We start from the raw sequence: 26,858 nt of genomic DNA, 5'->3' as shown, positions 1-26,858 counted from the left end.
CATATCCCGTACGTGGATTCGTGGATCGAATGCGTGACTTTCCTGCGATGGGTGTCGTTGATCGGATGACAGCACAGGGTGGGCGGTGAAGGGGGTGGCGGTGATGGTCCGGTCGGCGGGGGCAGGGGGCCGCAGGCTGCCGCTGGTCGAGGGCGAGACTGCCCGTACCGCATGCGCACGCGCCTTGCTGCGCGGCGGCGTGGACGAGAAGACCGGCGAAGTCCTGTCCCCGGCCGCCTTGGCGGAGCGTGTGGGCTGGTGCGCCGAGTTGGTGTCGGGCATGGTATCCGCGCTGACCGCCGAGCACTGGAACGCCGTCGACGTGGACCGGCTGGCGTCCGGGGAGGACGCCGGGGGCCGGAAGCTGCCGTCGAACGCGTGGATGGCACTGCGCCGCCTGGGCTGGACGACCGCTGCGCCCGAGGGCGTCAAGGTCAACGACCGGATTGTGCGGATGGCTCAGGAACAGGCCGGGCGCTCCCTGCGGTCGGCGAAGTGGCGCGCCGATGTGACCGCCGGGGTACTGGCCGTGTGGCCGGCAGATCCGGCCAAGCGCACGCCCGCCGAGTGGGATCAGGTCCGCGAGGCTGTGCCCGGGGGCCGTTTCCTGCCGTCGAGTGTGATCAAGTCCCGCACCCGTCAAGCGGTCGCCTTCGCCCGCAGGCACGGGCGGCTTCCGGCTGATGTGTTCGAGATGGAGCCCGCGCCCCGCGTGGCGCGGATGCTGCTGCTGTCCGCGTGCGACGGGCAGCAGGCCACCGTCGAACGCGCCGACGAGCCAGGCCGGGCGCTGCTTCGGCTGCAACTGCCGACCCGTCCCGACCCGCGCACGTACGCGGACTGGACGTGGGTGGCCTGCCCGATCTCGCTGCCGCCGACGATCCCGACCGGCGCGGTCCTGCACCTGCCCACCCTGCGTGTGTCCGGTGGCCGGGTGCGCGCCGATCTCGCCTACACCCACGCCGTCCCCAAGACCGCCCGCACCGGGCACACGATTGCGCTCGGCGTGGACTGGGGCCTCAACACGCTGCTGTCCGCAGGTGCCGCCCGGCTCCACGATGACGGCCGTATCACCGCCCTCGGGCACGGCGCCCAGTTCCGGGCTTCCGGAGTGCTGGCCAAACAGCACCGACTCCGGCGGCTGTCCGAGCGCCTCCACGCCAAGGCCGACCACTACCAGCGACTCATCGACGGCCACGCACCCGACCCGGCCCTGGCCGACAAGCACGCGGTCCTGGTGGAAGAGATCCGCCGAGTGTCCGCCCGCCGCTCGAACCTCAACGACGCTCTCGCCTGGGCTGCCGCCCGCTGGGCCGTCGACCAGGCCATCGCCGCCGGGGCGAGCGTCATCTACCTCGAAGACCTGCGGTCGATGGAAGCCAAAGGCATGGGCCGCACGCACAACACCCGCATGTCCCAGACCGTGCGCGGGCAGATCGCCGACCGCATGCGCCACCTGGCCGCCGAGACCGGCATCGCCGTCGTCACCGTCCCGGCCCGCAACACCTCCAAGCACTGCCCCCAGTGCCTCACCCCGCTCAGGCACCGCAAAGCCCCCGACCGCCCCACTGTCGCGGGCTGGAAGTGGGCCATCTGCCCCGACCGTTACGGCTGCGGCTGGCAGGGCGACCGCGACCACGGGGCATGGCGGCGTATCGCCGCACGCGGCCTGACCCACCAGACCAAGACCGTCACCGACCGCGCCACCGGTGCCATGGTGATCCGCTCGGTGGTGGAGAAGCTCGAAGCCCGAGCGGTCATCACGCCCGCACCGAAGACCAGCCGGGACCGGTCCAAGACCGGACCTACCCGGCGACACACAGCACGCCCCGCGCCCAGGCGACGCAGGGCCCCCTCCCCCGCCGGCCCCTCGGGCCCGGCGGGCAAGCGTCCGGAGGGACACGCACCAACGGACCGGACCCGGCTGCCCCGCGCAGCCCACCGGCACCAGAGCATGACGACGATCAGCACACCCTCCCCCAGACTCCGTCCGGGGGGACCCCCATCCGGCCGACACCGGCCACGAGGAACAGCACTGGGCGCGGGCTTCCACCTGCACGCTCACACCACTCCTCCACGATGGGCAGAACCCGCGCCAGACACTACGTCTGACACGGGATCGCTTAGCTGATTAGAGACGCTCCATCAACCGCCGCTGCCAGAGGGCTTCCCTGCCTCAAGGGGCTCGAGGATCGGATGGACATCATGTCCTCCTCTGCGAACACGGGCTCGACGGTTCACGGGTCGGCACGGGGCGACGAGGTGAGCCGCTGGGCGAAGCGACGCATACGGACGGAGGCCAGCGAGGCGGGCGTACGCCGAGGGCTGCCCCGCAGCGAGGCCTTGATCAGCCGCAGCGTCTGCAGAGAGCCGCTGCACGCCCAGCAGCAAGCGACGTGCGCGGCCACCCGCATCCGGTGCACACCGCTGAGCTCCCCGTCCGCGTAGGCCTCCACAGCACCGCGCAGCCGCACATGCCGTACCTTCTCCCGGCACTCAGCCCACAACTGACGTGGCCCGGGGATGCGCTGCCTTTTCATGCACCGGGAACCCGGGACTCGACTCGACGCATTCCATGGAATGGCCGTGGCGAGACCCTAGGGTTCCCGGCAACCGCCCGCCGATCAGGAGGAGCCGCCGAGTTGGACGAGAAAGAGTGGCGCCGCTATCTCTCCGCCTACCACGACGATCGCCCCGGCATCACCGAACGGTTCTTCGAGCGGGCCGATACCTCTCCGCACGCCTGGCTGGCCGAGCCCCTGCGCGGGGCACCCGGCCCCGTGCTGGACCTGGCCTGCGGCACCGCACCCATGCGGCCGCTGCTCCCGGACGCCGACTGGGTGGGTGTCGACTCCTCATCGGGGGAACTTGCCGCAGCCGCCCGGGCGGGCCGCGGTCCGCTCGTGCGCGCAAGCGCCGACGCCCTGCCCCTGACCTCGGGAAGTGTCGGCGCGGTCTGCGCGTCGATGTGCCTGCCGGTGCTCACTCCGCTGCCACGGGTGCTGGGCGAGATTACGCGGGTGCTACGACCCGGCGGCCTGCTCGCTGCCCTCGTCCCGGCCCGCCTCGGGTTCGACCCAGCCGGGCTGTTGGGCTGGGCCTGGGTCATGCGGACGCTCGGCGCGGTGCATCAGCCCTGGCCCAACCCTCAGGCGCGGGACTCTGTTGCCAAGGTGCTGCGGCCGGCCAGATTCAGGGTGCGGTCCGACGAGCGCCGGGTCTTCACTCTCGTACTGGAGACGTCCGAGGACGTGGCCGTCCTGGTCGATGGTCTCTATCTGCCCGGCCTCGCCCCCGAACGCGCGGATGCCGCCAAGCGGGCGCTCGCCCATTGGGTCCGCGGCGGAAAGACGCTGCCACTGCCGCTGCGCCGTGTCCTCGCGACTACCCGGGGACAGGAATGATCCCCGTACGGTCGTCTGCGTCTGCGGATCCCGGCCTGCCGCGCGCCCGCTCTCGGCCACTGGCCGGTGATCGGCAGCGGCCGTTTCGGGTGCGCTGTCGGCGCGTGGCCCCATGCGTTACACCGGGGAATGGAATGTACCCGTCCCGACGAGGGGTTTCCGCTGTGTGGAAGACGAAGTGACAGCGCCGCCAGACCCGGCGGACCCTCGGGGCAAGGCGTTCGCTGCCTACGTGCTGCCCGAGGTGGAGGTGCTGCTGCGCGTGGCGAAGACGCTGACCGCGCAGCCCGCCGACGCCGAAGACCTGGTGCAGGACACCCTGCTGCGCGCGTACCGGTCCATCGACCGCTTCGACGGGAAACACCCGCGCGCCTGGCTGCTGACGATCATGCGGAGGGCCGAGATCAACAGGCACCGCCGCCGCCGTCCGCATCTTCTGGACGACCCGGACACCGACCTGGACCGGCTCAGCTCCACGGGCGCCAGCGGGTCGGCGGAAGAAATTGTGGTGGGCGAAGCGTTCGACGAGGTGGTCGACGAGGCCCTGTGCGCGCTTCCGGACAAGCACCGGCAGGTGGTGCAGCTGGTGGACATCGACGGCCTCACCTACGCGGAGGCCGCCCACCTGCTGGACGTTCCGGAAGGCACCGTGATGAGCCGGCTGCACCGCGCGCGCAAACGGATAAGGGCCCGACTGGCCACGGCCGGACTGGCACCGAAACGAGGTGTGATGTGAAAAGGCGCCCATGGTGGCGACGTTCAGCGGCCGAGCGCAGGATGAACTGCATGCAGGTCGCCCGCCTGCTGCAGTCCTACCTCGACGGCGAGACGGACGAGGTCACCGCACGCCGGGTCGCGGCGCATCTGAAGGACTGCCGTCGGTGCGGCCTTGAGGTGTCGGTCTACCGGGAGATCCACAACACGCTGGCCCGCCGGGTAGAACCGGACGCCGGGGCCGTGGAGCGGCTGCGAGCATTCGGTGAATCGCTCATGAGCGACCCGGCGGCCGGGAACGACGACGGGGAAGACAACGCGCCACCCCCGGCGGGCGCCTGAGAAGGCCCTGGGGCAGGGAACCCGGTGACTCGGGCACCTTGCATGCACGGTCATCCGGAAGGCCGTCGACATCGGGCACCGCGCTGTACGACGGGGCAACCGCATACCCTCACCTCATGGGAGAAACCGGCGAAACGGGTCTCGGCAGGTGACGAAACACGCGGCGGGGCCCTCCCCGTGGCATAGTCACCGGGAGGGCCCTGCTGTTTTGTTGATCTTCCGGCGGTTGGAGAAGGTCCGGGCTTTTACGTCTGTGGTGTGTGCGCCTGCGGGGGCGCTCACCGTTGAGGGCGAGCGTCTCCACCCAGTTTTTGATCTTCCGGCGGTTGGCGTGGGCGAGCTGGAAGACGAGCAGGACGGTCTGGGCGGCGATGCCGCGGATACGACGGGAGCCTGCGGCCTCGATGGCTTCCGCCAGGGGGTTCTTTGCGTAGCCGTTGAGCCCTCGACGCTGTTGCGGAGGCGGAAGTAGACCTTCTGCCATTCCTCGTCGCCGTACTCCAGGGCCTGCCAGTGCTTGGCACCGGCTTCGGGGGCCAGGGTGAGGCTGCGCTAAGCAATTCAGGCGTGGCATCGCCCAGTTGGGCGAAGCGGGTGTTGTGCAGGTCTTGGTGTCCGAGGTGCGCGGTGACCAGGTGCCGGTGTCGGCCGTCGTGGGGCCGATGCAGTTCGATGTCGTCTCCGCGTGCATGGATGGCGAGTTCACCGCCCCCGTACGGCTGGAGATGCTGCCGTACCACCTGGCGCGGGGCACCGACGCGGCTGGTGCGGAGGCGCTCAACCGCTCCCGGCTCTCCAGGGCGAGGCTCTGACCAGGGTCCTCGACAAGGCCCAGCTCGCCCTCTTCCCGGACCGCTGGCTGGCCAACTCCTTCGAACGTGAATTCCCTGACGCCCTTCTCGCCCCTCTCCTCGCCGCACACGAGTAAGCGCCGACCTGGGACGCCTCTTTCTGGACCCGGGTGGAGCCGCCCGAACGAGGCGTGGCAGCCTGTCCGTCGGTAGCCGCACAACTTCACCTTATGGCAGGGTTGCGAGGTGTGGTTCGGCGGCCAGGTGGCTCGGTCGGTCGTCTCGATGCTCCCGGGATCAGTCGCCGCTCGGGCGTTGCGGTGCTGCGGCTCCGCGCTCTTGAGTTACGTAAAGCGCAAGTAAAGCGCCTGGTAGGATCCCTGTCGTGAGGCGCCTTCCCTCCCTTGTCGAGCATCGGTGAGGCGCTTCCTCAAGCGACTGTTCCTGCTCTCTGGGCCCTCCGCGACCATCGCATCTAAACGGCTTGCGAAGCGAAATCTGCTGAAGCATCCCTACTGTTACGCGAAAGTAGAGATTTCTTGAACGATGTGCCTCAGTCCGACGGATTCGGTCTCAAACTCGGCAAGGCTGCGGTCGGCGGGCCGGCGGTGGCGGAGTCGGCGCTCCGGCGCAACGAGCCCCAGCGGACGTGCCGTCCTCGGCCGCCGTGGCTGTACAGCAGCCGCCGCAGCCGCAAAGAGGGCAGCCAGCTGCGGCCGGTAAGCGGGATGCGTTCTTCGACAACGCGAAGTACCTGCTGATCGTGCTGGTGGCCGTGGCGCACTCCTGGGAGGCGCTGGAGGGCAGCCGCGCCACCAAGGGCCTCTACATCTTCATCTACACGTTCCACATGCCGGCCTCCATCGTCATCTCCGGCTATCTCTCGCGCAGTTTCGCCGCCCGTCCCCACCAGATCAAACGTCTGGTGACCGGCATCGCCGTGCCATACGTCGTCTTCGAGGTGGCGTACTCGCTGTTCAAGCGGTACGTCGATGACGCACCCGATCACGCGATCAGCCTGCTGGACCCGTTCTTTCTCACCTGGTTCCTGGCCGCGCTGTTCATCTGGCGGCTGACGACTTCGCTGTGGCGCCTTCTGCGCCACCCGATGCCGGTAGTGCTCGGCCTCGCCGCGCTCGGGTCGGTCACCCCTGGCGTGGGCGCCGACCTCAACCTTCAGCGGGTGTTGCAGTTCCTGCCGTTCTTTGTGCTGGGGCTGTGCCTCAAGCCCGAGCACGTTCAGATCGTGCGGCGGCGTGAGGTCCGGTTGCTGGCTGTGCCGCTCTTCGTCGGTGCCTTGCTGTTCGCGTACTGGGTCGCGACCCGGATGAAGACCAGCTGGTTCTTCCGTACCAACAGCGCCCAGGAGCTCGACGGCCCGTGGTGGCTCAGCCCGGTCATGACCTTCGCGCTCTTCGGCTGTTCCCTGCTGCTGACCGGCCGCTTTCTTGTCCTGGGTGCCTCGTCGGCACATGTGGTTCACGGCCCTCGGCGCGGGAACGATCTGCGGCTATCTGCTCCACGGATTCGTGATCAAGGGAGCCAAGTACGTAGGGATCTTCGACACGTACACATGGCTGAGCCACCCCCTCGGCAAGGTTGCCGTCTCGCTGATGGCCGCGGTCGCCGTCACCCTGATGTGCACCCCGCCGGTGCGCCGGATCCTCCGGAGCGTGACCGAACCGGAGATGGTTTGGGCCTTCCGGCAGGACGTGTCCGGGCGGACCCGCCCTTCGTCCTCCAGCCGGCTCCCCGGGGCGCTCCCGTAGCGCCGGATGAGCCCGCCGGGCTCCCAAGCAGCCCGCCTCGGCGCCGAAACCGCCCGAGGACCCGGTACAGGCGGCCACGCCTCCTGCCCGGCACAAGTGGAGCGCGCAGCGGCGCCCGGGCTGCGCACTCCACTTGGGCCCACTGTGCGGCAGACGATCGCCGCCCGCCCACCCTCACGTAGGGCGACGGTATGCGGCTCGCTGCAGGCTGGCTGGTCAGTAAAGGCAAGCGGAACAAGGGCGGTTGTGCGTGCGGATCGCGGGCGACTTGGCCCACTACTCTAACGTTCCGTTAGAGTAGTGTTGCTCGTCGACTCGGTCGGCCTGCTTCCAAGCCGTTCCCGGGCACTGACGGGTCGACTGTCCCGCCCCTGCCCGGGAATGGCGGATGAGCTGCCAGCTGGGGTTGCCCCGATCAAGGCTGTGCGGTTCCGGCTCGCCGACATCGGCGAGCGAGATCATGCTGGAGTGCGCCGACCAGCGCGGCAAACCCGAGCGGGTGCGCACGTGCCGGGCGGCTGCGCTGACGGCGGCCTTCCGGCGCGGCCCCGCCGACTGCGGCACGTACAGCTGGATTCAGCAGCCGAGCGAGGGCACCTGGTGGTGTTACTGAAGCAGCCCTACGCCTTGGTGAGGCAGGGGGCTGTCCGGGCGCAGCGCAGAGCGTCGCCCGGGAGCGAGCACTCGCCTGTCGTGCACGTCGTCACCTCCGTGCCCCCAGCCTCCGGCGGAGCGTGCTGGCGAAGTCCTCGGCTGCCATCAGCTGTGCGCGCAGCGTCTCGCAGCGGGCGTCAGTGACCTTGCGGTAGGTGTCCAGGCGCTCGCGCAGCCGGTCGCGCTCTTCGCCCGTCGGAGGGTCGTCGACCGCGGCGATGCGGTCGGTGATCTCCAGCAGGTCGCGCATCTCCTCCAGGGAGAAGTCCAGCGGCTTCATCCTGCGGATCACCATCAGGCGATCGACGTCGGCCTCGGTGTAGAGGCGGAAGCCGCCCTTGCTGCGCGCGGAGGGGATGACGAGGCCGACTTCCTCGTAGTGCCGGATCGTGCGCAGCGACAAGCCCGTCCGCTCGGCCACCTCGCCGATCTGCATCTGCCGCTCAGTCATTCTCCGTGCCTTCACCTTCTGCGTTCCGCCGGACTACGAACACTTGAAGTGCGCCAGCATACGTGTCTGGAATCACACGGTCCGAGGGCCTGTTTACCTGCATTTCACAAGCCACAACTCGCACTCTGCCCTCACGTCAGAGTAGAGTCTTTGGTGAGGGCGCCCGCGCTGTGCAGGTGCGGCAGGGGCAGCCCCGCCAGAGGGGGCCCTCATCGGGCCCGTCTCCACCCGCAGACTTCCGGGCAATGATGCCCGACCGGCAGCCACAGCGGCTGCTCTTCCATCCGGCAGGGCCCCCATCGAGGCCGGGCCGCCGGGGATTCCGCCCCTTGGTGTGGAGTCGAGTACGACGCGTGGGCATCCAGCGGATGGGTGTGTGCGCCCGAACAGGAACGGTTGCATGTCTTCACCGCTGTCCGTAGTTCCCAAGCTGCGCATGTCAAAGCCCGACTGGCTCGCCTCTCCGAAGGTCTTCCGCACCGAGGTGCTGGCCGGTCTCGTGGTCGCCCTGGCTTTGATCCCCGAGGCGATCTCCTTCTCGATCATCGCCGGTGTCGATCCGGCCGTCGGTCTGTTCGCGTCCTTCACCATGGCCGTGGTGATCTCGATCGTGGGTGGTCGCAAGGCCATGATCTCCGCCGCGACCGGCGCGATTGCCTTGGTCATCGCCCCGCTCAACCACGAGTACGGGCTCGGGTACCTGATCGCCGCGGTCATCCTCGGCGGCATCATCCAGATCGTTCTCGGGGCCCTGGGTGTCGCCAAGCTGATGCGCTTCGTACCGCGCAGCGTCATGGTGGGCTTCGTCAACGCCCTCGCCATCCTGATCTTCATGGCCCAGGTGCCCGAGATGCGGGACGTGCCGTGGGCCGTCTACCCGCTGATCGCCGGCGGCCTCGCACTCATGATCTTCTTTCCCAAGGTCACCACCGTCATCCCGGCCCCCCTGGTCTCCATCGTCATCCTGACCGTGATCACTGTTGCCGCCGGCATCGCGGTGCCGAACGTCGGTGACAAGGGCGATCTGCCCTCGTCCCTGCCGGTGCCGGGCCTGCCGGACGTGCCGTTCACGATGGACACGCTGACCACCATCGCCCCGTACGCTCTCGCTTTCGCGCTGGTCGGGCTCATGGAGTCGCTGATGACCGCCAAGCTCGTCGACGACATCACCGACACGCACTCCAACAAGACCCGCGAGTCCATCGGTCAGGGCATCGCCAACATCGTCACCGGCTTCTTCGGCGGCATGGGCGGCTGCGCCATGATCGGCCAGACTATGATCAACGTGAAGACGTCCGGCGCCCGCACCCGGCTCTCCACTTTCCTCGCCGGTGTCTTCCTGATGGTTCTGGTCGTCGTGTTCGGGCCGGTCGTCTCGACCATCCCGATGGCGGCGCTGGTCGCGGTGATGATCCTGGTTTCCATGGCGACCTTCGACTGGCACTCCATCCAGCCCAAGACGCTCAAGCGCATGCCCGTCGGCGAGACCACCGTCATGGTGGTCACCGTCGCCGCTGTGGTCGCCACCCACAACCTCGCCATCGGCGTCGTTCTCGGCTCGATCACTGCCATGGTCATCTTCGCCAAGCGCGTCGCGCACCTGGCCGAGGTCTCCGGTGTGGTCGACCCGGACGGCAAGCAGGTTGTCTACGCGGTCACCGGCGAGCTCTTCTTCGCCTCCTCCAACGACCTGGTCTACCAGTTCAACTACAAGGACGACCCGGACGACGTCGTCATCGACCTCACCGACGCCCACATCTGGGACGCCTCATCGGTCGCCGCCCTGGACGCCATAGAGACCAAGTACGCCCAGCGCGGCAAGAAGGTCACCATCGTCGGCCTGAACGAGCCCAGCGCCGAGATGCACGACAAACTCGCCGGCCGGCTCACCGCCGGGCACTGAGCACCGACCGCCCTTGTCCGCGGTCCACGGATGGCGGACAAGGGCGGTTCTCTATGCGCGAGCCGGCGACGACTCGCGCCCTGATCACTTGCCCCCGGTCGGGTACGTACTGCGAACCGCCAGTGGTCAGGTGGCTCACCTGGGTGGACGGGACCGGCTCCCTTCCAGGTCTCCGGAAAGCTGCCTGCCCCACAAGTCTTGCCACACTCACCACTCACGCTCATCGACCGCTCATGAATCACGCTCGGCGTCCTACCGGTTGTGATCCCCGGAAAGGCGTTTCGCTGATCGCCGGGCCACCGCCGCCAGACGGCGGCGCAACGCGCCGCGCAGCCGAAGCCGGTCTACCCGCAGGGCGAGCTGCCCATCGTGCGCCTCCGGCTTCACGTATCTCATCAGGTCTCGGTGCACTGGCGGCAGGGGCGTCGTGGCCGGGACCTCGATCGACCAGGCTCTGGTGTCTCGTCCGCTGACCGCAAGCCGGACGGCCATCCGCCACGTGCCGTGTGCGAGCCCAGCCACGGGAATGGAGACGGCGAAACCTGTGGCGGTCGGAACACCGGATCCCAGGAATTCGACGCTTTCGCCGTCCTGGTTCTCCAGTCGTACGCCGAGCGCGGAAGCAGGGAACGCTGCGAGCGTCCAGTCTCCCCGGACGTGCAGTTCGTCTGCCGGCATCCACGTGACTTCGGTCTTGAGGAGCCGGCGGGGCACGCGGTGCTTGTTTTCACCGACATCGACGGTCAAGTTGCCGTACGGCTGGGTGTAGTACAGGGCCGCTGCGAAGATGCCGTCAGCACCTGCGACGACATGAACTTCTGGCTTGGTGCTGACTGCGGGCAGCCGTTGATGACCGATGCGGAACTCTTTGCAGACCCCTGCGGCATCGAGAGCGAGGAGGACGTCCCAGAGCCCCTTCCGCAGGCGCCCACCGTCGGCAACTGAAGCAAGATCGACGGTCACAGTGAAGCCACCAGGAGGCGCAGCCTGCTGCCCACTCCCGGCAATGTCGTCAGGAGCGGGAGTGGCCACAGCCTCAGCTGGGACTCGGTATTCGACCCCCGAGTTCCGCTCACGCAGCACGAGTTCCGTGCTGTAGGGCACGGCGAGGACGTGCTGCAGAAAGGCGTGACCGGTCAGGGTCAGCCGGCTGTCCTCCAGGGTCACTGAATCGAGCCGATGACGGACCGAAAGGTCCCGCGTAACGTCATACACATGGTCGGGAATGTCCAGCACGCCATCCCGGAAATGTGGCAGCCGGGCATACGCGCGCCCGCTCTCCACGAGGATGTCGGGGTGCTTGCCTGCGGAACGGATACCGAGCCCGAGCCGCTCCATGGCGACCAGCTCATCAAGATGGCCCCGCAGGATCAGCTCGCACCGCAACCGCGTAATCGCGTTGACCCGCTCCCGGAGAGAGCCGGGGTAGGAGCGCGTCAGCAGCTCACGCAGCTCGTGGAATCCTGACTCCTGAACCTGCCGGTCGCTCTCCCCGGCCAGATGGATCAGGGCGTGGTACAAGTCGATGGTCAGATGCCGGTTCATCAACGTGTCACGGTCAGGGCCCGCAGGCACGTTCTCCTCGACCAGATCGACCATCATCCCAAGCGTCCGGATGCGCTGCTCCGCACCCCGCGTGGTCACAGTGATGTTCTGACCGTCGTCGCGCTTGACGATGAACAGGCACTCGTAGTCGGCCACGACCGAGATGCCGTCGGCGCGCAGATAGGCGAGGGCCGTGAAGAGCTGGTCCTCGCAGACCTTGTAGCCGACGGGGAAACGCAGCTGGTGCCGCTCCACGAGCTCCCGGCGAATCAACTTGAGCGGGTTGAGAGCCCAGTACACCCGCGAATTGAAGACGTCGGTACGCGGCTGATTACGGGCGAACATCGACGCCGGCGCGCCACGTCCGTTGACCCCGACCATCTTGCCGAGCACCACATCGGTGCCGTTGGCCTCGGCCATCTGGAACATGCGCTCCAGTGCTTCCTCGCCGAGATAGTCGTCAGCGTCCAGGAAGAAGACATACCGTCCACGCGCCTGATCCAGACCCGCGTTGCGTGGAGCGGATGGGCCCCCGGAGTTCTCTTGGTGGAACACCTGGAACAAACCCGGGTAGAGCTCGGCGAACCGCTCAAGTTCCTTGCCTGTGCCGTCCGTCGAGCCGTCATTGACCGCGATGACCTCCAGCCGGTCGCGGCCGATGCTCTGCCCGACCACTGAAGTCAGGGTCTCAGTCAGGTACGGCATCGCATTGTATGCACCGATAATCACCGAGATATCGGGTGTAGGCATGAACGTGTATCCATTCCGTCTAGCCAAATGGTTCGCCGCAGGGCGCGAAGGATCGCGGGATGGCCCCCCCGAGCCGGACGGGGCACGCGAACGCGGGCCAGTCAGCCGTCGGGTAAATATACTCTAACGAGAGAGCAAAGTTGGTAAAACATCTCAACATCAGAATCTGCTGGTCAGGGCCGTGGACAGGCGGCGGATAGCCGTACGTCCTTGCTGCAACCCTCACGTCTCTGGAGAGTGCTACCGCCTGTGCCGAACTGGTCGTAGTCCGCTTCACGGGCCTGCTTCTGAAGGGCACCGGCTGGACGGCCGTGCGGTTGCGCATGAAGGCGCTGCTCTGATCCCTGAGCCCGCCGCGTGTGGGGGACGCGCGCTGTACGGGCCGAGGAGTGGTGTCCTCGCATCTGCCGGGGAACGAGGTCGCCACGCCTCAACCGGTAGCTGTGGTGGCGTCATCGTCGCTGATCAGCGCGTTTCGTCGGTTGCCCCATGGAGGAGACAGTGCCGAGCCGGAACGCTCAGGTGCTCGTTTTCGACGTCAACGAGACACTCAGCGACATGAGTCCGCTACGGACACGCTTCGAAGAGATCGGCGCTCCCCCACACCTTCTCCGCCCATGGTTCGCCGGCGTGCTGCGCGACGGCTTCGCACTCACCGCTGCCGGAGCCTATGCGGACTTCTCGGCCGTTGCCCAGGATGGAATCCGGGCGCTGTTGCCCAGAGTCCCGGGATGGTCGGGAGACGTCGAGCAAGCGGCACGTCATGTGCTGGCCGGGTTCACCGAGCTTGAGGTGCACCCCGATGTCCCGGACGGCGTGCGGACTCTTCACGAGGCGGGATTCCGCCTGGTGACCATGACCAACGGCCGCGCCGCCCTCACCGAGCGGCTCCTCTCCCGAGCCGGACTACTGCACTGCTTCGAAGCGCAGCTGGACGTGAGCGGGCCGCAGTGCTGGAAGCCCGCACGCGCCGCCTACCAGTACGCCGTGGAGCACACCGGGGTGCGGCCGGATCAGGCCGTACTCGTCGCCGTCCACCCGTGGGACATCGACGGCGCGCAGCGCGCGGGACTGGGCGGCGCATGGTTGCGGCGCGGCGCATCGGCCTATCCCGAGGCCATGCTGTCTCCCACGTACACGGCTGAGGACCTGCGTGACCTTGCAGCAGCACTCACACAGGGCGCTGCCCGCTGAGGCGCGCGATCAGCCCGTACCTGCGAGTCCTCGGTGACCAGTCCCGCCCATCACGAAGCAGGCATCCCGACGGAGGGTTTTCCCTCCACAGACCGCAGTGCGACCGGGAGTAGTGACCGAGCGGCAACTGCGCGGAGGCGGTTGGCGTTGCCAACGACGGACAGGGACGACAAAGCCATCGCTGCGGCGGCGATGATCGGGCTCAGAAGCCATCCGGTAAAGGGGTACAGGACGCCCGCGGCCAGCGGGATGCCGACGGAGTTGTAGAAGAAGGCCAGGAATAGGTTCTGGCGGATGTTTCTCAGGGTGGCCCGGCTGAGGGTTACCGCGGTGACCACGCCGCTCAGGGCGCCGGAGACAAGGGTGATGTCGGCCGCCTCGATGGCCACGTCGGTCCCCGTGCCGATGGCGAAGCCCACGTCCGCCTGAGCCAGTGCCGGGGCATCGTTGATGCCGTCCCCCACCATGCCGACGCGTCCACCCTGATTCTGCAGGCGGCGGATCTCGTCGGCCTTGTGCTCCGGCAGCACCTCGGCCAGGACCGTCCGGATTCCCACCTCCGCAGCGATGGCCTCGGCGGTACGCCGGTTGTCACCGGTGATCATGATGATCTCCAGGCCGAGACGTTTCAGTTCGGCGATGGCAGTGGGCGAGTCCTCCTTGAGGGTGTCGGCAACCGCGATCACGCCGAGCAGCCGCCCGTCCACCGCCGCGAATACCGCGGTCTTGCCCTCGGCGGCCAGCCGCTCCGCCTCCCCCTGAAGCGGTTCCGTATCGATACCGGCCTCGGTGAGCAGACTGGGCTTCCCCGCCGGCACACGGCGGCCGTCGACGGTGCCCGTGACGCCCTGGCCGGTGACCGAGTCGAAGTCGGTCACCTCAGCCAGGCGGATGTTCCGGTCGGCCGCGCCGCGGACGATGGCCTGGCCGAGGGGGTGCTCGGAGGCGTGCTCGACGGAGGCGACCAGGCGAAGAGCCTCCTCCTCGGCGAAACCGTCCGCCGGGACGACGTCGGTCAGCGCGGGCTCGCCCTTGGTGATCGTCCCGGTCTTGTCCAGCACGATCGTGTCGAGCCGGTGAGCCGTCTCCAGCGACTCGGCGGAGCGGATGAGGACGCCGGCCTCTGCGCCCTTGCCGGTGCCCACCATGATGGACAGCGGCGTTGCGAGACCGAGCGCACAGGGGCAGGCGATGATCAGCACCGCCACGGCGGCGACCAGTCCCAGTGTCAGGGCCGGCGAAGGCCCTATGACGAACCACACGGCGAACGAGGCGATGGCGATGAAGACGACGGTGGGTACGAAGTAGCCGGCGACGAGGTCCGCGATCCGCTGAATGGGCGCTTTGGACGCCTGTGCTTGCTGGACCAGCCGGATGATCTGGGCAAGCAGCGTGTCCGCGCCCACCCTGGTCGCCTCCAGACGGAAGACGCCGGTCTGATTGATGGTCGCTCCCACGACGTCGTCGCCAGGCCCCTTGGTCACCGGCATCGACTCCCCGGTCACCATGGACTCATCCACGGTGGAGCGGCCGTCGATGACCCGGCCGTCGACGGGCACCTTCTCGCCGGGGCGCACTACGACGGCATCGCCCTGCGCGACCTCATCGACCGGCACCTCCACCTCCGCGTCGTCCCGCACCACCCGGGCAGTCTTGGCCTGCAGGTTCAGCAGCTCGCGCATCGCCTGTCCGGTGCCCGCCTTTGCCTTCGCCTCGACCAGACGGCCAAGGAGAATCAAGGTGAGGATGACGCCGACGGCCTCGTAGTAGACATCGCGTACTTCTGCGGGCAGCAGGCCGGGCACCACCGTGACCAGGAGGCTGTAGCCGTACGCCGCGGAGGTCCCCAGGGTAATCAGCGCGTTCATTTCGGCAGAGCGGTGCCGCAAGGCCAGCCACCCCGTCCGGTGGATCGGCCAGCCAGTGTGGAACATCACCGGCGTGATGAGCGCGAACTGCACCCAGTGGTTGAGGAGTACGTCCGGCACAGCAACGGCGAAGAGCTCGTGCAGCATGACCACCACGACCACCGGAGCGGACAGAATCGCCCCGAGAATCACCCGCCGCGACAGATCAGCGATCTCCGCGCGCCGCGCAGCGGCCTCACCGTCCTCCGCCCTGGCACCGCCAGGTACAGCGGTTTCGGCCGGCTGTTCCTCCTCGCCGACGGCCGGTTCCCTGATGGTTGCCCTCCCGTCGTCGGCGGGCTCGACGATGAGCGTGCCGTGCACCATGTTCATCCCGCAGGCGAAGCCGAACCGGCCCGCTTTGTGGGGGACAAACTCTGCGGTGGCCTTGCCGAACGCCGGCAACGACTTGGCCAGAGCGAAGTCGGGGAAGAGCACGCGGGACGTACACTCGCCGCTCTCCCGCCGGTCGAAGATCAGACGCACGGGGATTCCCTGGCGTACGCGGATCAGATTCGGTGAGTACCCGCCCTTCACCGTGATCCCAATCTCTTGGACACCACCTTGGAGTTCGGCCACCCGCGTCTTCTTGGGCCCCAGGAAGAACCAGGCAAGCAGCGCGATCAGCCCGGCGGCTCCGATGAGAACCCCAAAGTCGGTTGCGCTCATGGCACTCCTTCCGGGCTGACCCGCCGCCCTGTACATGTGCCTTCCTCGACCGCGGCCGTCAAGTCTTGATCCGAAGGGTGACTGTTTACGACGACGTCACCATCAGGTACCCGTCCCCAGCGTGGGAACTCCCGCCGCAGAACGCATGACCACCCCGCCGTCGGCTCAGCTGCCTCTGCCCATCTCGAGCCCCGGAAGATATTTCCTTCCTTACCGCACCATCCGAGACATCCTTCCCGCGGGTTCCGTACGAGCCTAGAACCGTGCCCCAGGGGCAGGGTCAAGCGAAGCAACACGGACAAGCGGGCCGTGGTGCTCGTGCCGGACTGCGGCAACCAGAGGAATCAATCGGCGGGCAGCGGCGCCGCCGTGCTCGCCGAGAATGTCGACGACTGCGCTGGTCGGGGAAGTCAGCGCCGCCCACACCGGGTTCCCACCGTGCGGGGTGTGATATCCCCGCCCCCTGGACGAGAGGGCTGAGGGCAATGGAGTTTGCAGTTGGCCCGGCGCTGCTGGCCGGTTTGGTGGGCACCGTCGCCATGACGGCCGCGATGATGATGGGCCGTGCCATGGGAATGACGTCCATGGATATCGCGCTCATCACCGGCGGAATGATGACCGGAGACGAACGCCGCGCACGCACAGTGGGCACGGTGATCCACTTTGTCGTCATGGGCACCGTGGTCTTCGGCTTGATCTACGCCGCTGTCTTCCACTGGACCGGCTCGGCCAGCTGGCTCGCCGGCCTGGTGGTCGGCTTGATCCACGGCCTGGCGGTAGGCGTGATCGCGATGCCCATGATGGGCGAGGTCCACCCGCGGATGCGCGGCTCCGGCGACGGCTTCCGGCTGGGCGCTCCCGGGTTCATGGGGATCGGATACGGCAAGGGCACACCGATGGGCCTGCTCGTGGGTCACCTGATCTACGGCGTGGTGGTCGCCCTGCTCTACGCCGCCCTTGTGTAAATGGGCTCACGTACTCGCCGCCGGAATGACTGGGAGACCGCTGTGAGCAGCACCCCCGCGGCTGACGTGTTCGCGATGGAGCCACCCGAGACACGGCTGCTGGACGGCCGCAAAGCCCTGGTGACCGGCGCTGACTCCGGAATCGGGCAGGCAATCGCCTATCAGCTTGCCGCCAACGGCGCCTCCGTGGCGATCAACCACTTGGGGGACTCGAAGGTCGCCGACGCGATGGCCCAGAAGATCGAGAAAGCCGGTGGCAAGGCGATCAGCGTGCCCATGGACGTCACGCAGGAGGAGCAGGTGCGGCGCGCGTTCGCCCTAACGGCCGACGCGTTCGACGGCCTCGACCTTCTGGTCAACAACGCTGGCATCGAACGCCCCGTCCGACTCGTAGACATGGAGCTGGAGTGGTGGCAGAAGGTCATCGACGTCAACCTCACCGGCACGTTCTTGTGCTCTCGGGAGGCGGCACGGATCATGCTGGAGCGGGGTTCACGCGGCACGATCGTGAACATCACCAGCGTCCACGAGACGATCCCCTGGGCGGAGTACTCCCACTACTGCGCGTCCAAGGGTGGACAACGGATGTTCGCCCAGAGCATCGCGCGCGAACTCGCCCCGTACGGCATCCGGGTGGTGTCCGTGGCGCCCGGGGCGATCGAGACCCCGATCAACCAGGACGTCGTCGCCGACCCACAGCGGCGCAAGGCGGTCCAGGATGAGATCCCGCTGGGGCGGTGGGGCAACGTCTCGGATGTCGCGGGCGTCGTGGCGTTCCTCGCTTCCGAGCGGGCGGACTACATCGTCGGCTCGACGGTGTTCGTCGATGGCGGCATGACGCTCTACCCAAGGTTCGACTAGCCATGTCCACTCGAATCGCCGATTACGGAATGCTCGCCGACGGCAGCTCCGCCGCCCTGGTCGACCGGCGTGGTTCCATCGACTGGATGTGCCTCCCGCGCTTCGACAGCCCGGCGCTGTTCGCGCGCCTGCTCGACCCTGAAGCCGGTCACTGGTCGATCACCCCGACAGGGCGGTTCGACGTGCGACGCCGCTACCTGCCGGGCACCCTCGTCATCGAAACCACGTTCACTACCGCCACCGGCGCAGCGCGTCTGCGCGACGCGCTCGCCGTCGCCGAAGGCCAGCGAGGCCACCATCTGGGCCTGCGGCCACCACACGAGCTGCTGCGCGAGATCGAGGGGCTGCTCGGCGAGGTCGAGTTCGACATCGACCTGGTGCCACGCCCCGAGTACGGGCTGGTACGTCCGCTCCTGCGCCTCACCGACGGCGGGGCACGTACGTTCGGCGGGCCCAACCAGATCGCCGTGCGCTCCCCCGTCCCGCTGGAGGCGGGCGAAGCCTGTGCCCGCGCCAGGCTACGAGTGGCAGCCGGTCAGCGACTCGGCTTCTCCCTCGTGTGGGCACCCCCCGAAGTAGCCCCACCCGAGCCGACCGCTCCCGAGCGGGTGACGGCACGGATCACGGACACCGTCGAAGCATGGCGGTCCTGGGAAGCCGAGCATGACATTTACCAGGGCCCGCACCACGACCTGGTGCTGCTGTCCTCCCGGGTGCTCAAGGGGCTGACGTACCGCCCGACCGGCGCCATCGTCGCCGCACCGACGACCTCCCTGCCGGAGACCGTGGGAGGGATGCGCAACTGGGACTACCGCTACGCGTGGATCCGCGACGCCAGCCTGACCCTGGAGGCGCTCTACCACGGCTCGTGCCCCGACGAGGCGGTTGACTTCGTCTCCTTCATGACCAGTTCCGCAGGCGGAAGCGCCGGAGCGGAATCGTCGCTGCAGTGCATGTACGGCGTCGGCGGCGAGCACGACCTGACCGAGCGCGTACTTCCCCATCTTCGCGGATGGCGGGACTCCCGCCCGGTAAGGGCCGGCAACGCCGCATGGGCGCAAAGCCAGCTCGACCTCTACGGCGAACTGCTGAACGCTCTGCACCTGTACAGGGAACAGCTCGGACAGCTGCACCCGGAAATCCAGCGTTTCGCCGCAGAGCTGGCAGACACTGCGGCGCGCCGCTGGACGGAACCGGACGCCGGCATGTGGGAGATGCGTGGCGAACCGCGCCATCACCTGTCGTCGAAGGTGTTGTGCTGGGTGGCGCTCGACCGCGCGGTGAAGCTCGCCCCACGCCTGGGCCGGCACGCGCGTACCGAATCCTGGTCTTCAGAACGGGACCGGATCCGCGCGGCGGTGCTCGAACGGGGCTGGAGCGACCGCCGACAGGCCTATGCCCAGGCGTTCGACTCCGACGAGCTCGACGCCGCCGCCCTGCTCATGCCGCTGTACGGATTCCTGCCGGCCAACGATGAGCGCATGTACGCGACGATCGAGGCGATCGCCCGGGAGCTGACCGAGGACGAGATGGTGTTGCGCTACCGGACAACCGGGGATCCAAGCGTCGATGGACTCACCGGCAAGGAGTGCGCCTTCGCGCTCTGCTCGTTCTGGCTCGCCTCCGCCCTCGCCCAAGCCGGTCACCCCGACCGCGCGAAGGCCCTCTTCGACCGCGTCGCCGGCTTTGCCAACGACCTGGGGCTACTCGCCGAGGAAATCGATCCGCGCAGCGGTGAACTGTTCGGCAACTTCCCGCAGGCCTTCAGCCACATCGGACTGATCAACGCGGCCGCCGCCATCGACCAGGCCCATGGCGCACCGCCCCATCCCAACAGCAGCCGGTCGCAATGAGCACTCCAATCAAGCCACTGCCCGTCAGGACCGGGTCAGTAGCCGCCACCGTCTTCACCTGTTCCCTTACCTTCGACCTTGTTGCCGTCCGCATTGAGCACGTACCACTCGGCGCCGAACTGGTCGAGTTCCTGTCCGTTCGTGTCGCCGGGCTTCTTGTCGCCTTGGTAGTAGTACAGCGGGTGGCCGTTGTAGGTGACTCCTGTGCTGCCGTCGTCCCGGGGGCTCGTGCCGATCAGGTCCGGCTTGACGCCTTGGGCCGTCTTTGGTTTGCCGGAGGTGGTCAGAGGCGGCCAGGCCTGCGCGCATGCGCCGGAGCAGGTTGACTTCTCCGACTTGTCGGCCTCGAACAGATAGAGAGTCCGGCCCTTCCCGTCGACCAGGATCCGGCCGAGCTTGCTGGAGCGCGCAGCCACAGTGGCTGCACCTCCGGGGCTTGCGGTACCGGTACTCGTTGGCGTGGTCGGGACGAAGGCGGGCGGGACCGGTTCCTCGTCGTCATCACCGCATCCGCTGCAGACAGCGGCGATCAGCGCAACGGTGATCGCCGCTGTTCTCGCCTTGGAGGTGTGCTTCATCGTGGGCTCCTGCGGCCGGGATCGCCCTGCCCGGGCCGGACGGGGGCGGGTGCGTAGCCAAGTGCCTCCTCGGCCACCTTCCTCCACTACGGAGCAGCCCGAATGACGTGGCAATTCGTGTGACCCGTCCGGCGTACAGAAGCTGGCGCGCCGGGCTCAAGCCCGGTGGTGGCGTTCGAGCTGCTGTTACCCGGCCGTTCCTCGTAGCCGCACACCACCGCTGCAGCGACCTGCTCACTTCCCTGGAGTACCAACGGTTCTTGGTGTGCGTACGGCAGCTCAATCAGAGCGCGGATGCGTGCCTTCCAAGAACAGAGGGTCCAGGGGAAGAGTGGACGCGGGCCGGCGGGTTCCCTGAACATCACTCGTATCCGGGCGTGGTCAGGGGTGATGTCCGGTGAACGGCCAGCAGCGTCCCAAGCGCAACCGTCGGCAGGTCCTCAAAGGGGCCGGGGTAATCGGAGGGCTCATCGGCCTGCTCCTGGGCGGAGGTTTTGTCGGCTGGCAGGCCATCTCCGACCGCCCCGCCGACTCGCCCCCGGCTGTGCAGCCCGGTCAGGATCCATCGCTGGAGACACTGGCCGGCGCCGCGGTCTCCGGCGGTCCGGGCCAGGACGGGATCCCCTCCGTCGACCGGCCGAAGTTCGTCCCGGCACGGGACGCGGACTTCCTCAAGGACGACGAGCCGGTGTTCGGGCTGGAGTACCGCGGCGAGTTCCGGGCGTACCCCCAGCAGGTGCTGGTGTGGCACGAGATCGTCAACGACACCGTGGCCGGAGAGCCGCTGGCGGTCACGTATTGCCCGCTCACCGGCACGGTGATCGGGTTCTCAAGCCCGCCCGGCATACCTGAGTTGACGTTCGGCACCACTGGCAAACTCGTCAATTCCAACCTGCTGATGTACGACCGGCAGACCGGCTCTGAGTGGCCGCAGCTGCTCGGCACCGCCATCAGCGGACCGCTCAAAGGGCAGCGGCTGGACACCGTCCCCCTGGTGTGGAGCACCTGGAAGGACTGGCGGGCCGCACATCCCGATACCCGCGTGCTGTCCACCGACACCGGCGCCCTGCGCAACTACGGCAGCGATCCGTACGGCTCCTACCCGCGACAGAGCGGTTACTACGTCGAAGGAGGCACGCTCTTCCCGGTGCTGACCATGAACGACCGCCTCCCGGACAAGGACGTCGTGATCGGCGTACGGGCCGGTGAGCAGCGGCTTGCGATCCACAAGGACCTCGTCCGCAAGGCGAAGACCGTGCAGGCCACAGTGGGAGGTACAGAGGTGGTCGCGCGATGGGACGACCAGCTCGACACCGCTCGGGTCTTCCAGCGCGTCGGCGACCAGTGGAAGCCGGCCGACTTCCTCGACTCCATGTGGTTCGCGTGGTACGCGTTCTACCCGAACACCCAGGTGCGGCAATGAACAGGGCGCTAGCGGCCGTCGCCAGGGTCGGCGACGCCTGGGACGCCACAGTGACCGCCACCGTGGTAACTCCCCGCCGCGTGCTCGCCGCCCTTGCCGTCCGTCGCCACCGGCGGGTCGGGCTGGTCGCGGCCGCTGTGGTGCTGCTCGCGTACCTGGCGTCCATCGGTGATCTGGTGGTGTCGGCCTCGGGCCGGTTCACGGGCGTCCCGGTGTTCCAGACCGCTTGGGAGCAGCTGTTCCAAGCCCGTGCTCCGTACCTGTTCGAGCCGGTGCTCGCGGTGCATCCCACTCAGCACGTGGCGGTGTTCCTCAGCCCGCTCAACCTGCTGCTCGGCGCGATCGTGGCCGCGCTGGTGGGGTCCAATGTCGCGGTCGCCGGGCTCGCGGCCCTGCAGGCGGCCTCCTGCCGACGGACCCGGTACGCGCGGCTGCTCGCCGTGCTCCCGGCGTTCCTGCTGGGATTCGCCTGCTGCGTACCGACCTTCCTGCTCGTCCTCGGCAGCGGCACCGCCGCGGCGCTCCTGCCAGTGCTGATCCCGCTGCGCCCGGTCTTCTATCCGCTCACGCTTCTGCTGCTGACCGGAACTCTGGTGTGGGGCGCGTCCCGGCTCAGCAAGCGCCCGGCGACGGACGAGGGCGCGGGAAGGAACGCCGCCCACTCGGACAGTGATCTTGCGAACCACGATCCGCAGCAGGACGGGCCGCCATCCCGGACACGGTAGCTCGCCCCAGCGACGCCCCAGCCCGTAATCGGCGTCCTCCAGGAGGCGGCAGCCAGCAGAACACCGCGCGTCTGAGAGCCCTGACCAGCCAGTCGGCTATGCGGTCACGTACCGAGGCGAGACGCGTGGCAGCCGGCGGCTCGATACCGGTCGTATGACCGGTCAGGTCCGCCAGGAGCGGGCGCAGCTCGTCTTGCGTACGGGCTTGCATGGCCTGGCGGCGCCGCTGCTCGCATTCGGCATGATCCAACAGGCCGTCGGCATGCGCTGCCTTCAGGCGTTCGATGGCTTGTGCACGTTCTGCGTGACCAACAGGCAGGGACGACATTCCAGGCCTCCTTTTTCACGGTAGACCGTTTGTGCCTTTGCCGTGCCCGCGCTGGTCCGCAGAGCTGCGGGGACCCGCCCCCGGGGCAGCGCCGCCGCGCGGGGGACCAAGGAGGGAAGGCGCGGGACCGCCGACCGGGTTCCGGGTATACGCCGGGAAACCCGGACGCACCACCAGCAAGGAGACAGACATGGCGCAGGAGACCGATGCCATTGTGATCGGGATGGGCGTGGGTGGCGAGCACGTCGCCGAGCGCCTGGCCGAGGAGGGACTGGACGTCGTCGGGGTCGAGGCGGAGCTGGTCGGCGGGGAGTGCCCGTACTGGGCCTGCATCCCGAGCAAGATGATGATCCGCGCCTGCAACCTGCTCGCCGAGGCCCGCCGCATCCCCAACATGGCCGGGCAAGCACAGGTCAGCCCCGACTTCGGGCCGGTCGCCTCCCGGATCCGCGACGAGGCGACCGACGACTGGAACGATCAGGTGGCCGTGGACCGGTTCACCGGCAAGGGCGGGCACTTCATCCGAGGGCGCGCGCGACTGAGCGGCCCCGGCCGGGTCGAGGTCGACGGACAGACGTTCAGCGCCCGGCGCGCGGTGGTACTCGCCACCGGCAGCCGCCCGCAGATCCCCCCGGTGCCGGGACTGGACCAGGTGCCGTACTGGACCAACCGTGACGCCATCGCCGCCAAGGAAAGCCCGCAGTCGCTGATCGTGCTCGGCGGAGGAGCTGTGGGCCTCGAGCTCGCCCAGGCCTTCGCACGCTTCGGCACCGCGGTCACGATCGTCGAAGCTACGGAACGGCTGCTGCCCGCCGAGGAGCCCGAGACCGGCAGCCTGCTCACCGATGTCCTGGGCGCTGAGGGCATCACCGTACGCACAGGGGCACAGGCCACCCACGCGCGCCACGACGGCGACACCTTCACCCTCACCCTCGACGGCGGCGAGGAACTGACCGCCGAGCGGCTCCTGGTGGCCACCGGGCGCCGCGCCAACCTGGCGGGGCTCGGGCTGGAGACGGTCGGCCTCGACCCGGACTCCCGCGCCCTACAGGTGGACGAGCAGCTGCGTGCCGGTCCCGGCCTGTGGGGTGTCGGAGATGTCACCGGGCGAGGGGCGTTCACGCATGTGGCGATGTACCAGGCCGAGATCGCCGTCCGCGCCATCCTCGGCGAATCAGGCCCGGACGCGGACTACCGCGCCCTGCCCCGGGTCACCTTCACCGACCCCGAGGTCGGTTCCGTAGGAATGACCGAGGCCCAGGCGCGGGAGAAGGGCCTGCAAGTACGCACCGGCACCGCACAGGTGCCGTCCTCGGCGCGCGGCTGGATCCACAAGACGGGCAACGAGGGCCTGATCAAACTCGTCGAGGACGCCGACCGCGGGGTCCTGGTCGGCGCCACCTCCGTCGGCCCCATGGGCGGCGAGGTGCTCTACGGACTCGTTGTGGCGGTCCAGGCCGAAGTCCCGGTCGACCGGCTGCGGCACATGATGTACGCCTACCCCACCTTCCACCGGACCGTGGAAGACGCCCTCGCGGGGCTGCGCCGAAGCTGACCCGCAGGGGCACCACGGAGACCATGCGGGCTCCAACCCAGTGGTATGAACGGTCGCAGCGTAAGCACGGCGGAACGAAAGATGGGCCTTCCGCAGCCCTGCGGGCCAGATCAAGGACCCCGGCCTTGCGCGGTCAGGCATCCATCCACGAGCCAGCGGCATGGGTTGTGCCGGCGCAGGTGGCGCAAGAAAGCATGGGCGCATCAGAAGGGTCCCGCGGGGAACCCGGTTGTCTGCGACGGCATTCAGTGGACAGCGTCTCTGATCAGCTAAGTGATCCCATGCCAGACATAGTGTCTGGCGACGGGGTTTCCCACCGTGGAGGGGTGGCGTGGGCGTGGAGGTGGAAGCCCGCGCCCAGTGCTGTTCCTCGGGGATGGTGCCGGTTGGTGGGTGTGCTGATCGTCGTCACGTCCTGGTGCCGGTGGGCTGCGCGGGGCAGCCGGGTCCGGTCCGTGTGAGCGTGTCCCTCCGGACGCTTGCCCGCCGGGCCTGGCGGCCCGGCGGGGGAGGGTGTCCGGCGTCGCCTGGGCGTCGGACGTGTGGTCCGTTGCCGGGTGGGGCCGGTCTTGGACCGGTCCGTCCGGCTGGTCTTCGTGGGCGTGATGACCGCGTGGGTTTCGAGGTTGTCTGCGACCGTGCGGATGACCATGGTGCCGCTGGCGCGGTCTGTGACGGTCTTGGCCTGGTGGGTGAGGCCGCGCGATGCGATGCGCTGCCATGCCCCGTTGTCGCGGTCGCCCTGCCAGCGACAGGAGGGGCAGATGGCCCATTTCCAGCCGGGTGTGGTGAGCCGGTCGGGTGCTTTGCGGTGCCGCAGCGGAACGAGGCACTGGGGGCAGTGTTTGGAGGTGTTGCGGGCCGGTACGGTGACGACGGCGATGCCCACTTCGGCGGCGAGGTGCCGCATGCGGTTCACGATCTGCCCGCGCACCTGCTGCGAGAGGCGGGTGTTGTGGGTGCGGCCCATCCCCCGCGCTTCCATCGAGCGGAGGTCTTCGACATAGATCACCGTGGCCCCCGCGGTGATGGCCTGATCGACCGCCCAGCGGGCGGCAGCCCATGCCAGGGCGTCGTTGAGGTTCGACCGCCGGTCGGACACACAGCGGATCTCGTCGGTCAGAACGGCGTGCCCGGCCGCCAGGCGATGGCCGTCGTTGCCGCGGATGAGCCGCTGGTAGTGGTCGGCTTTGGCGTGCAGATGCTCGCTCTCGCGGCGCAGGCGGTGCTGCTTCGCCAGGACGCCGGCGGCCCGGAACATGCCCCCGGCGCCGAGGGCGGTGATCCGCCCGTCGTCATGCATCCGGGCGGCGCCGGCGGACAGCAGGGTGTTCAGGCCCCAGTCCACACCCAGCGCGACCGTGTGCCCAGTGCGGGCGGTCTTCGCAACAGGGTGGCTGTAGGTGAGATCGGCTCGCACCTGGCCGCCGGTCACGCGCAGGGTGGGCAGGTGCAGCACCGCCGAGGCCGGGATCGGCGGGGGCAGCTTGATGGGGCAGGCCACCCATGTCCAGTCCCGGTACGACCGTGGATCGGGCCGGGTGGGGAGCTGAAGGCGCAGCAGCGCCCGGCTCGGCTCATCCGCCCGTTCGATGGTGGCCTGCTGCCCGTCACATCCCGAGAGCAGCAGCATGCGCGCTGTGCGGGGCGCGGCCTCCATTTCGAACACGTCGGTCGGCATCCGACGATGCCTTTTGGCGAAGGCAGCGATCTGCCGGGTGCGGGAGGCGATGACACTGGACGGCAGGGACCGCCCGCCGGGCACCGCCTCACGCACCCGGTCCCACTCTTCGGGAGTGCGCTTCGCCGGATCAACAGGCCACGTGCCAAGGACTCCGGCGGTCAGGTCGGCACGCCACGTCGCCGCACGCAAAACACGTCCGGCCTGCTCCTGCGCCATGCGCACGATCCGGTCATTGACCCGGACGCCCTCATCCGGTGCGGCGGTCCAGCCCAGGCGGCGCAGCGCCATCCACGCGTTCGACGGCAGCCTGCGGCCCCCGGCATCCGCACCCGAGGCCAGCACATCCACGTCGGCGGCGTTCCAGTGCGCGGCCAGCAGACCAGCGGTCATGCCGCACACCAACTCCACGGCCCAGCCCACGCGCTGGGCCAGCGTAGCGGCGGGCAGGAGTTCCCCGGTCTTCTCATCCACACCAGTACGCAGCAGACCAGGGGCGCAAGCGGTCCGGGCGGTCTCGCCCACGGCAAGCGGCACCTTCCGCCCCATCGCTCACCCTCCCCACCACTGCCGGTGCTGTCATCCGATCAACGACACCCCTCACGAAAGGTCACGCATTCGATCCACGAACCCATATCCGGCAGCCACGCAGACCGACACCACGACGACAACACACAACGAATCGCTACGGATACCTAAGGAACTACGTGAGCCTGGCTGCGAGCCATGGGAAGAAAAAATTCCCGGAACGGAATGGGTGCAGCGCCTGACCGGGTTCCCGGGATACGGCATCCCT

General features: G+C 68.4%; 21 protein-coding genes and 1 pseudogene. 15 read left to right on the top strand and 7 right to left on the bottom strand.

The features are described from left to right. Nucleotides 1-103 precede the first annotated feature (103 nt). Nucleotides 104-2,131: a transposase gene (locus J7E96_RS19920; RefSeq protein ID WP_251070173.1), complete on the top strand. Its 2,028-nt coding sequence runs from the start codon at nucleotides 104-106 to the stop codon at nucleotides 2,129-2,131. A 106-nt stretch (nucleotides 2,132-2,237) separates the two neighbouring features. On the opposite strand, the gene J7E96_RS19915 is transcribed toward J7E96_RS19920, so the two are convergent. Next, entirely contained in the window at nucleotides 2,238-2,540 is a 303-nt protein-coding gene (locus tag J7E96_RS19915; protein ID WP_214900703.1) for an anti-sigma factor, read from the bottom strand. Between the two features lie 102 nt (nucleotides 2,541-2,642). Between J7E96_RS19915 and J7E96_RS19910 the strand changes: the two genes are divergently transcribed. The 6 genes and pseudogenes from J7E96_RS19910 to J7E96_RS19885 all read left to right on the top strand — a co-directional run bounded on the left by J7E96_RS19910 (nucleotide 2,643) and on the right by J7E96_RS19885 (nucleotide 7,633). Then, a complete protein-coding gene (locus tag J7E96_RS19910) occupies nucleotides 2,643-3,404 on the top strand; it encodes a class I SAM-dependent methyltransferase (protein WP_251070149.1) in 762 nt (253 codons plus the stop codon). A 178-nt stretch (nucleotides 3,405-3,582) separates the two neighbouring features. Then, the gene (locus tag J7E96_RS19905; protein ID WP_215132995.1) at nucleotides 3,583-4,140 is read left to right on the top strand and encodes an RNA polymerase sigma factor; all 558 of its coding nucleotides are present in this window, start codon (nucleotides 3,583-3,585) and stop codon (nucleotides 4,138-4,140) included. A gap of 50 nt (nucleotides 4,141-4,190) precedes the next feature. Then, a complete protein-coding gene (locus tag J7E96_RS19900) occupies nucleotides 4,191-4,460 on the top strand; it encodes an anti-sigma factor (protein ID WP_251015390.1) in 270 nt (89 codons plus the stop codon). 599 nt (nucleotides 4,461-5,059) lie between these two features. Continuing rightward, nucleotides 5,060-5,272 carry a hypothetical protein gene (locus tag J7E96_RS37515; RefSeq protein ID WP_308296047.1) on the top strand — a complete coding sequence of 71 codons (213 nt, stop codon included), beginning with the start codon at nucleotides 5,060-5,062 and terminating at the stop codon, nucleotides 5,270-5,272. 628 nt (nucleotides 5,273-5,900) lie between these two features. After that, nucleotides 5,901-7,020 (top strand): annotated as a pseudogene (locus tag J7E96_RS19890) (acyltransferase family protein). A gap of 388 nt (nucleotides 7,021-7,408) precedes the next feature. Then, nucleotides 7,409-7,633, top strand: coding sequence for a hypothetical protein (locus tag J7E96_RS19885; protein WP_215132994.1), 225 nt, complete (start codon nucleotides 7,409-7,411; stop codon nucleotides 7,631-7,633). 90 nt (nucleotides 7,634-7,723) lie between these two features. On the opposite strand, the gene J7E96_RS19880 is transcribed toward J7E96_RS19885, so the two are convergent. Next, nucleotides 7,724-8,125 (bottom strand): MerR family transcriptional regulator, encoded by a 402-nt coding sequence (locus J7E96_RS19880; protein ID WP_215132993.1) that lies wholly within the window; start codon nucleotides 8,123-8,125, stop codon nucleotides 7,724-7,726. Between the two features lie 400 nt (nucleotides 8,126-8,525). Between J7E96_RS19880 and J7E96_RS19875 the strand changes: the two genes are divergently transcribed. Next, nucleotides 8,526-10,028 (top strand): SulP family inorganic anion transporter, encoded by a 1,503-nt coding sequence (locus J7E96_RS19875; protein ID WP_215132992.1) that lies wholly within the window; start codon nucleotides 8,526-8,528, stop codon nucleotides 10,026-10,028. A gap of 252 nt (nucleotides 10,029-10,280) precedes the next feature. Here J7E96_RS19875 and J7E96_RS19870 read toward each other — a convergent pair whose 3' ends face one another. After that, nucleotides 10,281-12,323, bottom strand: a complete 2,043-nt coding sequence (locus J7E96_RS19870) for a glycosyltransferase family 2 protein (protein ID WP_215132991.1) — start codon at nucleotides 12,321-12,323, stop codon at nucleotides 10,281-10,283. Between the two features lie 489 nt (nucleotides 12,324-12,812). Here J7E96_RS19870 and J7E96_RS19865 point away from each other — a divergent pair, with 489 nt between their 5' ends. Continuing rightward, nucleotides 12,813-13,517, top strand: a complete 705-nt coding sequence (locus J7E96_RS19865; RefSeq protein WP_215132990.1) for a haloacid dehalogenase type II — start codon at nucleotides 12,813-12,815, stop codon at nucleotides 13,515-13,517. Between the two features lie 50 nt (nucleotides 13,518-13,567). On the opposite strand, the gene J7E96_RS19860 is transcribed toward J7E96_RS19865, so the two are convergent. Then, nucleotides 13,568-16,093, bottom strand: coding sequence for a heavy metal translocating P-type ATPase (locus tag J7E96_RS19860; RefSeq protein WP_215132989.1), 2,526 nt, complete (start codon nucleotides 16,091-16,093; stop codon nucleotides 13,568-13,570). Nucleotides 16,094-16,578: 485 nt separating this feature from the next. On the opposite strand from J7E96_RS19860, the gene J7E96_RS19855 reads away from it, so the two are divergent. Genes J7E96_RS19855 through J7E96_RS19845 form a run of 3 tightly spaced genes read left to right on the top strand, consistent with a single transcriptional unit; the run spans nucleotide 16,579 to nucleotide 19,772 of the window. After that, the gene (locus tag J7E96_RS19855) at nucleotides 16,579-17,058 is read left to right on the top strand and encodes a DUF6789 family protein (RefSeq protein WP_215132988.1); all 480 of its coding nucleotides are present in this window, start codon (nucleotides 16,579-16,581) and stop codon (nucleotides 17,056-17,058) included. Between the two features lie 42 nt (nucleotides 17,059-17,100). Then, on the top strand, nucleotides 17,101-17,919 hold the full coding sequence (locus J7E96_RS19850) for a glucose 1-dehydrogenase (protein WP_308296046.1): 819 nt from the start codon (nucleotides 17,101-17,103) through the stop codon (nucleotides 17,917-17,919). A 2-nt stretch (nucleotides 17,920-17,921) separates the two neighbouring features. After that, the gene (locus J7E96_RS19845) at nucleotides 17,922-19,772 is read left to right on the top strand and encodes a glycoside hydrolase family 15 protein (RefSeq protein WP_215132987.1); all 1,851 of its coding nucleotides are present in this window, start codon (nucleotides 17,922-17,924) and stop codon (nucleotides 19,770-19,772) included. A 35-nt stretch (nucleotides 19,773-19,807) separates the two neighbouring features. Here the strand turns inward: J7E96_RS19845 and J7E96_RS19840 are convergent, their stop codons facing one another. Continuing rightward, on the bottom strand, nucleotides 19,808-20,350 hold the full coding sequence (locus J7E96_RS19840; RefSeq protein ID WP_215132986.1) for a hypothetical protein: 543 nt from the start codon (nucleotides 20,348-20,350) through the stop codon (nucleotides 19,808-19,810). Between the two features lie 397 nt (nucleotides 20,351-20,747). On the opposite strand from J7E96_RS19840, the gene J7E96_RS19835 reads away from it, so the two are divergent. Together J7E96_RS19835 and J7E96_RS19830 are read left to right on the top strand one after the other, a co-directional pair. Next, on the top strand, nucleotides 20,748-21,773 hold the full coding sequence (locus tag J7E96_RS19835) for a DUF3179 domain-containing protein (protein ID WP_215132985.1): 1,026 nt from the start codon (nucleotides 20,748-20,750) through the stop codon (nucleotides 21,771-21,773). Then, nucleotides 21,770-22,498 (top strand): hypothetical protein, encoded by a 729-nt coding sequence (locus tag J7E96_RS19830; protein ID WP_251070147.1) that lies wholly within the window; start codon nucleotides 21,770-21,772, stop codon nucleotides 22,496-22,498. Before J7E96_RS19835 ends, J7E96_RS19830 begins: the two co-directional genes overlap by 4 nt. Here the strand turns inward: J7E96_RS19830 and J7E96_RS38865 are convergent. Beyond that, nucleotides 22,386-22,826, bottom strand: a complete 441-nt coding sequence (locus J7E96_RS38865) for a DUF1707 domain-containing protein (RefSeq protein ID WP_215132984.1) — start codon at nucleotides 22,824-22,826, stop codon at nucleotides 22,386-22,388. The genes J7E96_RS19830 and J7E96_RS38865 overlap by 113 nt on opposite strands. Before the next feature lie 190 nt (nucleotides 22,827-23,016). On the opposite strand from J7E96_RS38865, the gene J7E96_RS19820 reads away from it, so the two are divergent. Next, a complete protein-coding gene (locus tag J7E96_RS19820) occupies nucleotides 23,017-24,381 on the top strand; it encodes an NAD(P)/FAD-dependent oxidoreductase (protein ID WP_215132983.1) in 1,365 nt (454 codons plus the stop codon). A gap of 265 nt (nucleotides 24,382-24,646) precedes the next feature. Here the strand turns inward: J7E96_RS19820 and J7E96_RS19815 are convergent, their stop codons facing one another. Continuing rightward, nucleotides 24,647-26,587 carry a zinc ribbon domain-containing protein gene (locus J7E96_RS19815; protein WP_308296045.1) on the bottom strand — a complete coding sequence of 647 codons (1,941 nt, stop codon included), beginning with the start codon at nucleotides 26,585-26,587 and terminating at the stop codon, nucleotides 24,647-24,649. Between the last annotated feature and the right edge of the window lie 271 nt (nucleotides 26,588-26,858).

The sequence above is a fragment of the Streptomyces sp. ISL-96 genome (genome assembly GCF_018614035.1).
Classification (GTDB): domain Bacteria; phylum Actinomycetota; class Actinomycetes; order Streptomycetales; family Streptomycetaceae; genus Streptomyces.
Note: the sequence above shows the minus strand (reverse complement) of the source record. Positions and strands in the feature narration are given on the sequence as shown.

Bases quoted from the DNA above. Each gene is read 5' to 3' on its own strand.
- J7E96_RS19875 (WP_215132992.1), top strand. From the start codon at position 8,526: ATGTCTTCACCGCTGTCCGTAGTTCCCAAGCTGCGCATGTCAAAGCCC.
- J7E96_RS19855 (WP_215132988.1), top strand. From the start codon at position 16,579: ATGGAGTTTGCAGTTGGCCCGGCGCTGCTGGCCGGTTTGGTGGGCACC.
- J7E96_RS19900 (WP_251015390.1), top strand. From the start codon at position 4,191: ATGCAGGTCGCCCGCCTGCTGCAGTCCTACCTCGACGGCGAGACGGAC.
- J7E96_RS19885 (WP_215132994.1), top strand. From the start codon at position 7,409: ATGAGCTGCCAGCTGGGGTTGCCCCGATCAAGGCTGTGCGGTTCCGGC.
- J7E96_RS19920 (WP_251070173.1), top strand. From the start codon at position 104: ATGGTCCGGTCGGCGGGGGCAGGGGGCCGCAGGCTGCCGCTGGTCGAG.
- J7E96_RS19830 (WP_251070147.1), top strand. From the start codon at position 21,770: ATGAACAGGGCGCTAGCGGCCGTCGCCAGGGTCGGCGACGCCTGGGAC.
- J7E96_RS19865 (WP_215132990.1), top strand. From the start codon at position 12,813: ATGGAGGAGACAGTGCCGAGCCGGAACGCTCAGGTGCTCGTTTTCGAC.
- J7E96_RS19845 (WP_215132987.1), top strand. From the start codon at position 17,922: ATGTCCACTCGAATCGCCGATTACGGAATGCTCGCCGACGGCAGCTCC.
- J7E96_RS19880 (WP_215132993.1), bottom strand. From the start codon at position 8,125: ATGACTGAGCGGCAGATGCAGATCGGCGAGGTGGCCGAGCGGACGGGC.
- J7E96_RS19840 (WP_215132986.1), bottom strand. From the start codon at position 20,350: ATGAAGCACACCTCCAAGGCGAGAACAGCGGCGATCACCGTTGCGCTG.
- J7E96_RS19915 (WP_214900703.1), bottom strand. From the start codon at position 2,540: ATGAAAAGGCAGCGCATCCCCGGGCCACGTCAGTTGTGGGCTGAGTGC.
- J7E96_RS38865 (WP_215132984.1), bottom strand. From the start codon at position 22,826: ATGTCGTCCCTGCCTGTTGGTCACGCAGAACGTGCACAAGCCATCGAA.
- J7E96_RS19870 (WP_215132991.1), bottom strand. From the start codon at position 12,323: ATGCCTACACCCGATATCTCGGTGATTATCGGTGCATACAATGCGATG.
- J7E96_RS19820 (WP_215132983.1), top strand. From the start codon at position 23,017: ATGGCGCAGGAGACCGATGCCATTGTGATCGGGATGGGCGTGGGTGGC.
- J7E96_RS19860 (WP_215132989.1), bottom strand. From the start codon at position 16,093: ATGAGCGCAACCGACTTTGGGGTTCTCATCGGAGCCGCCGGGCTGATC.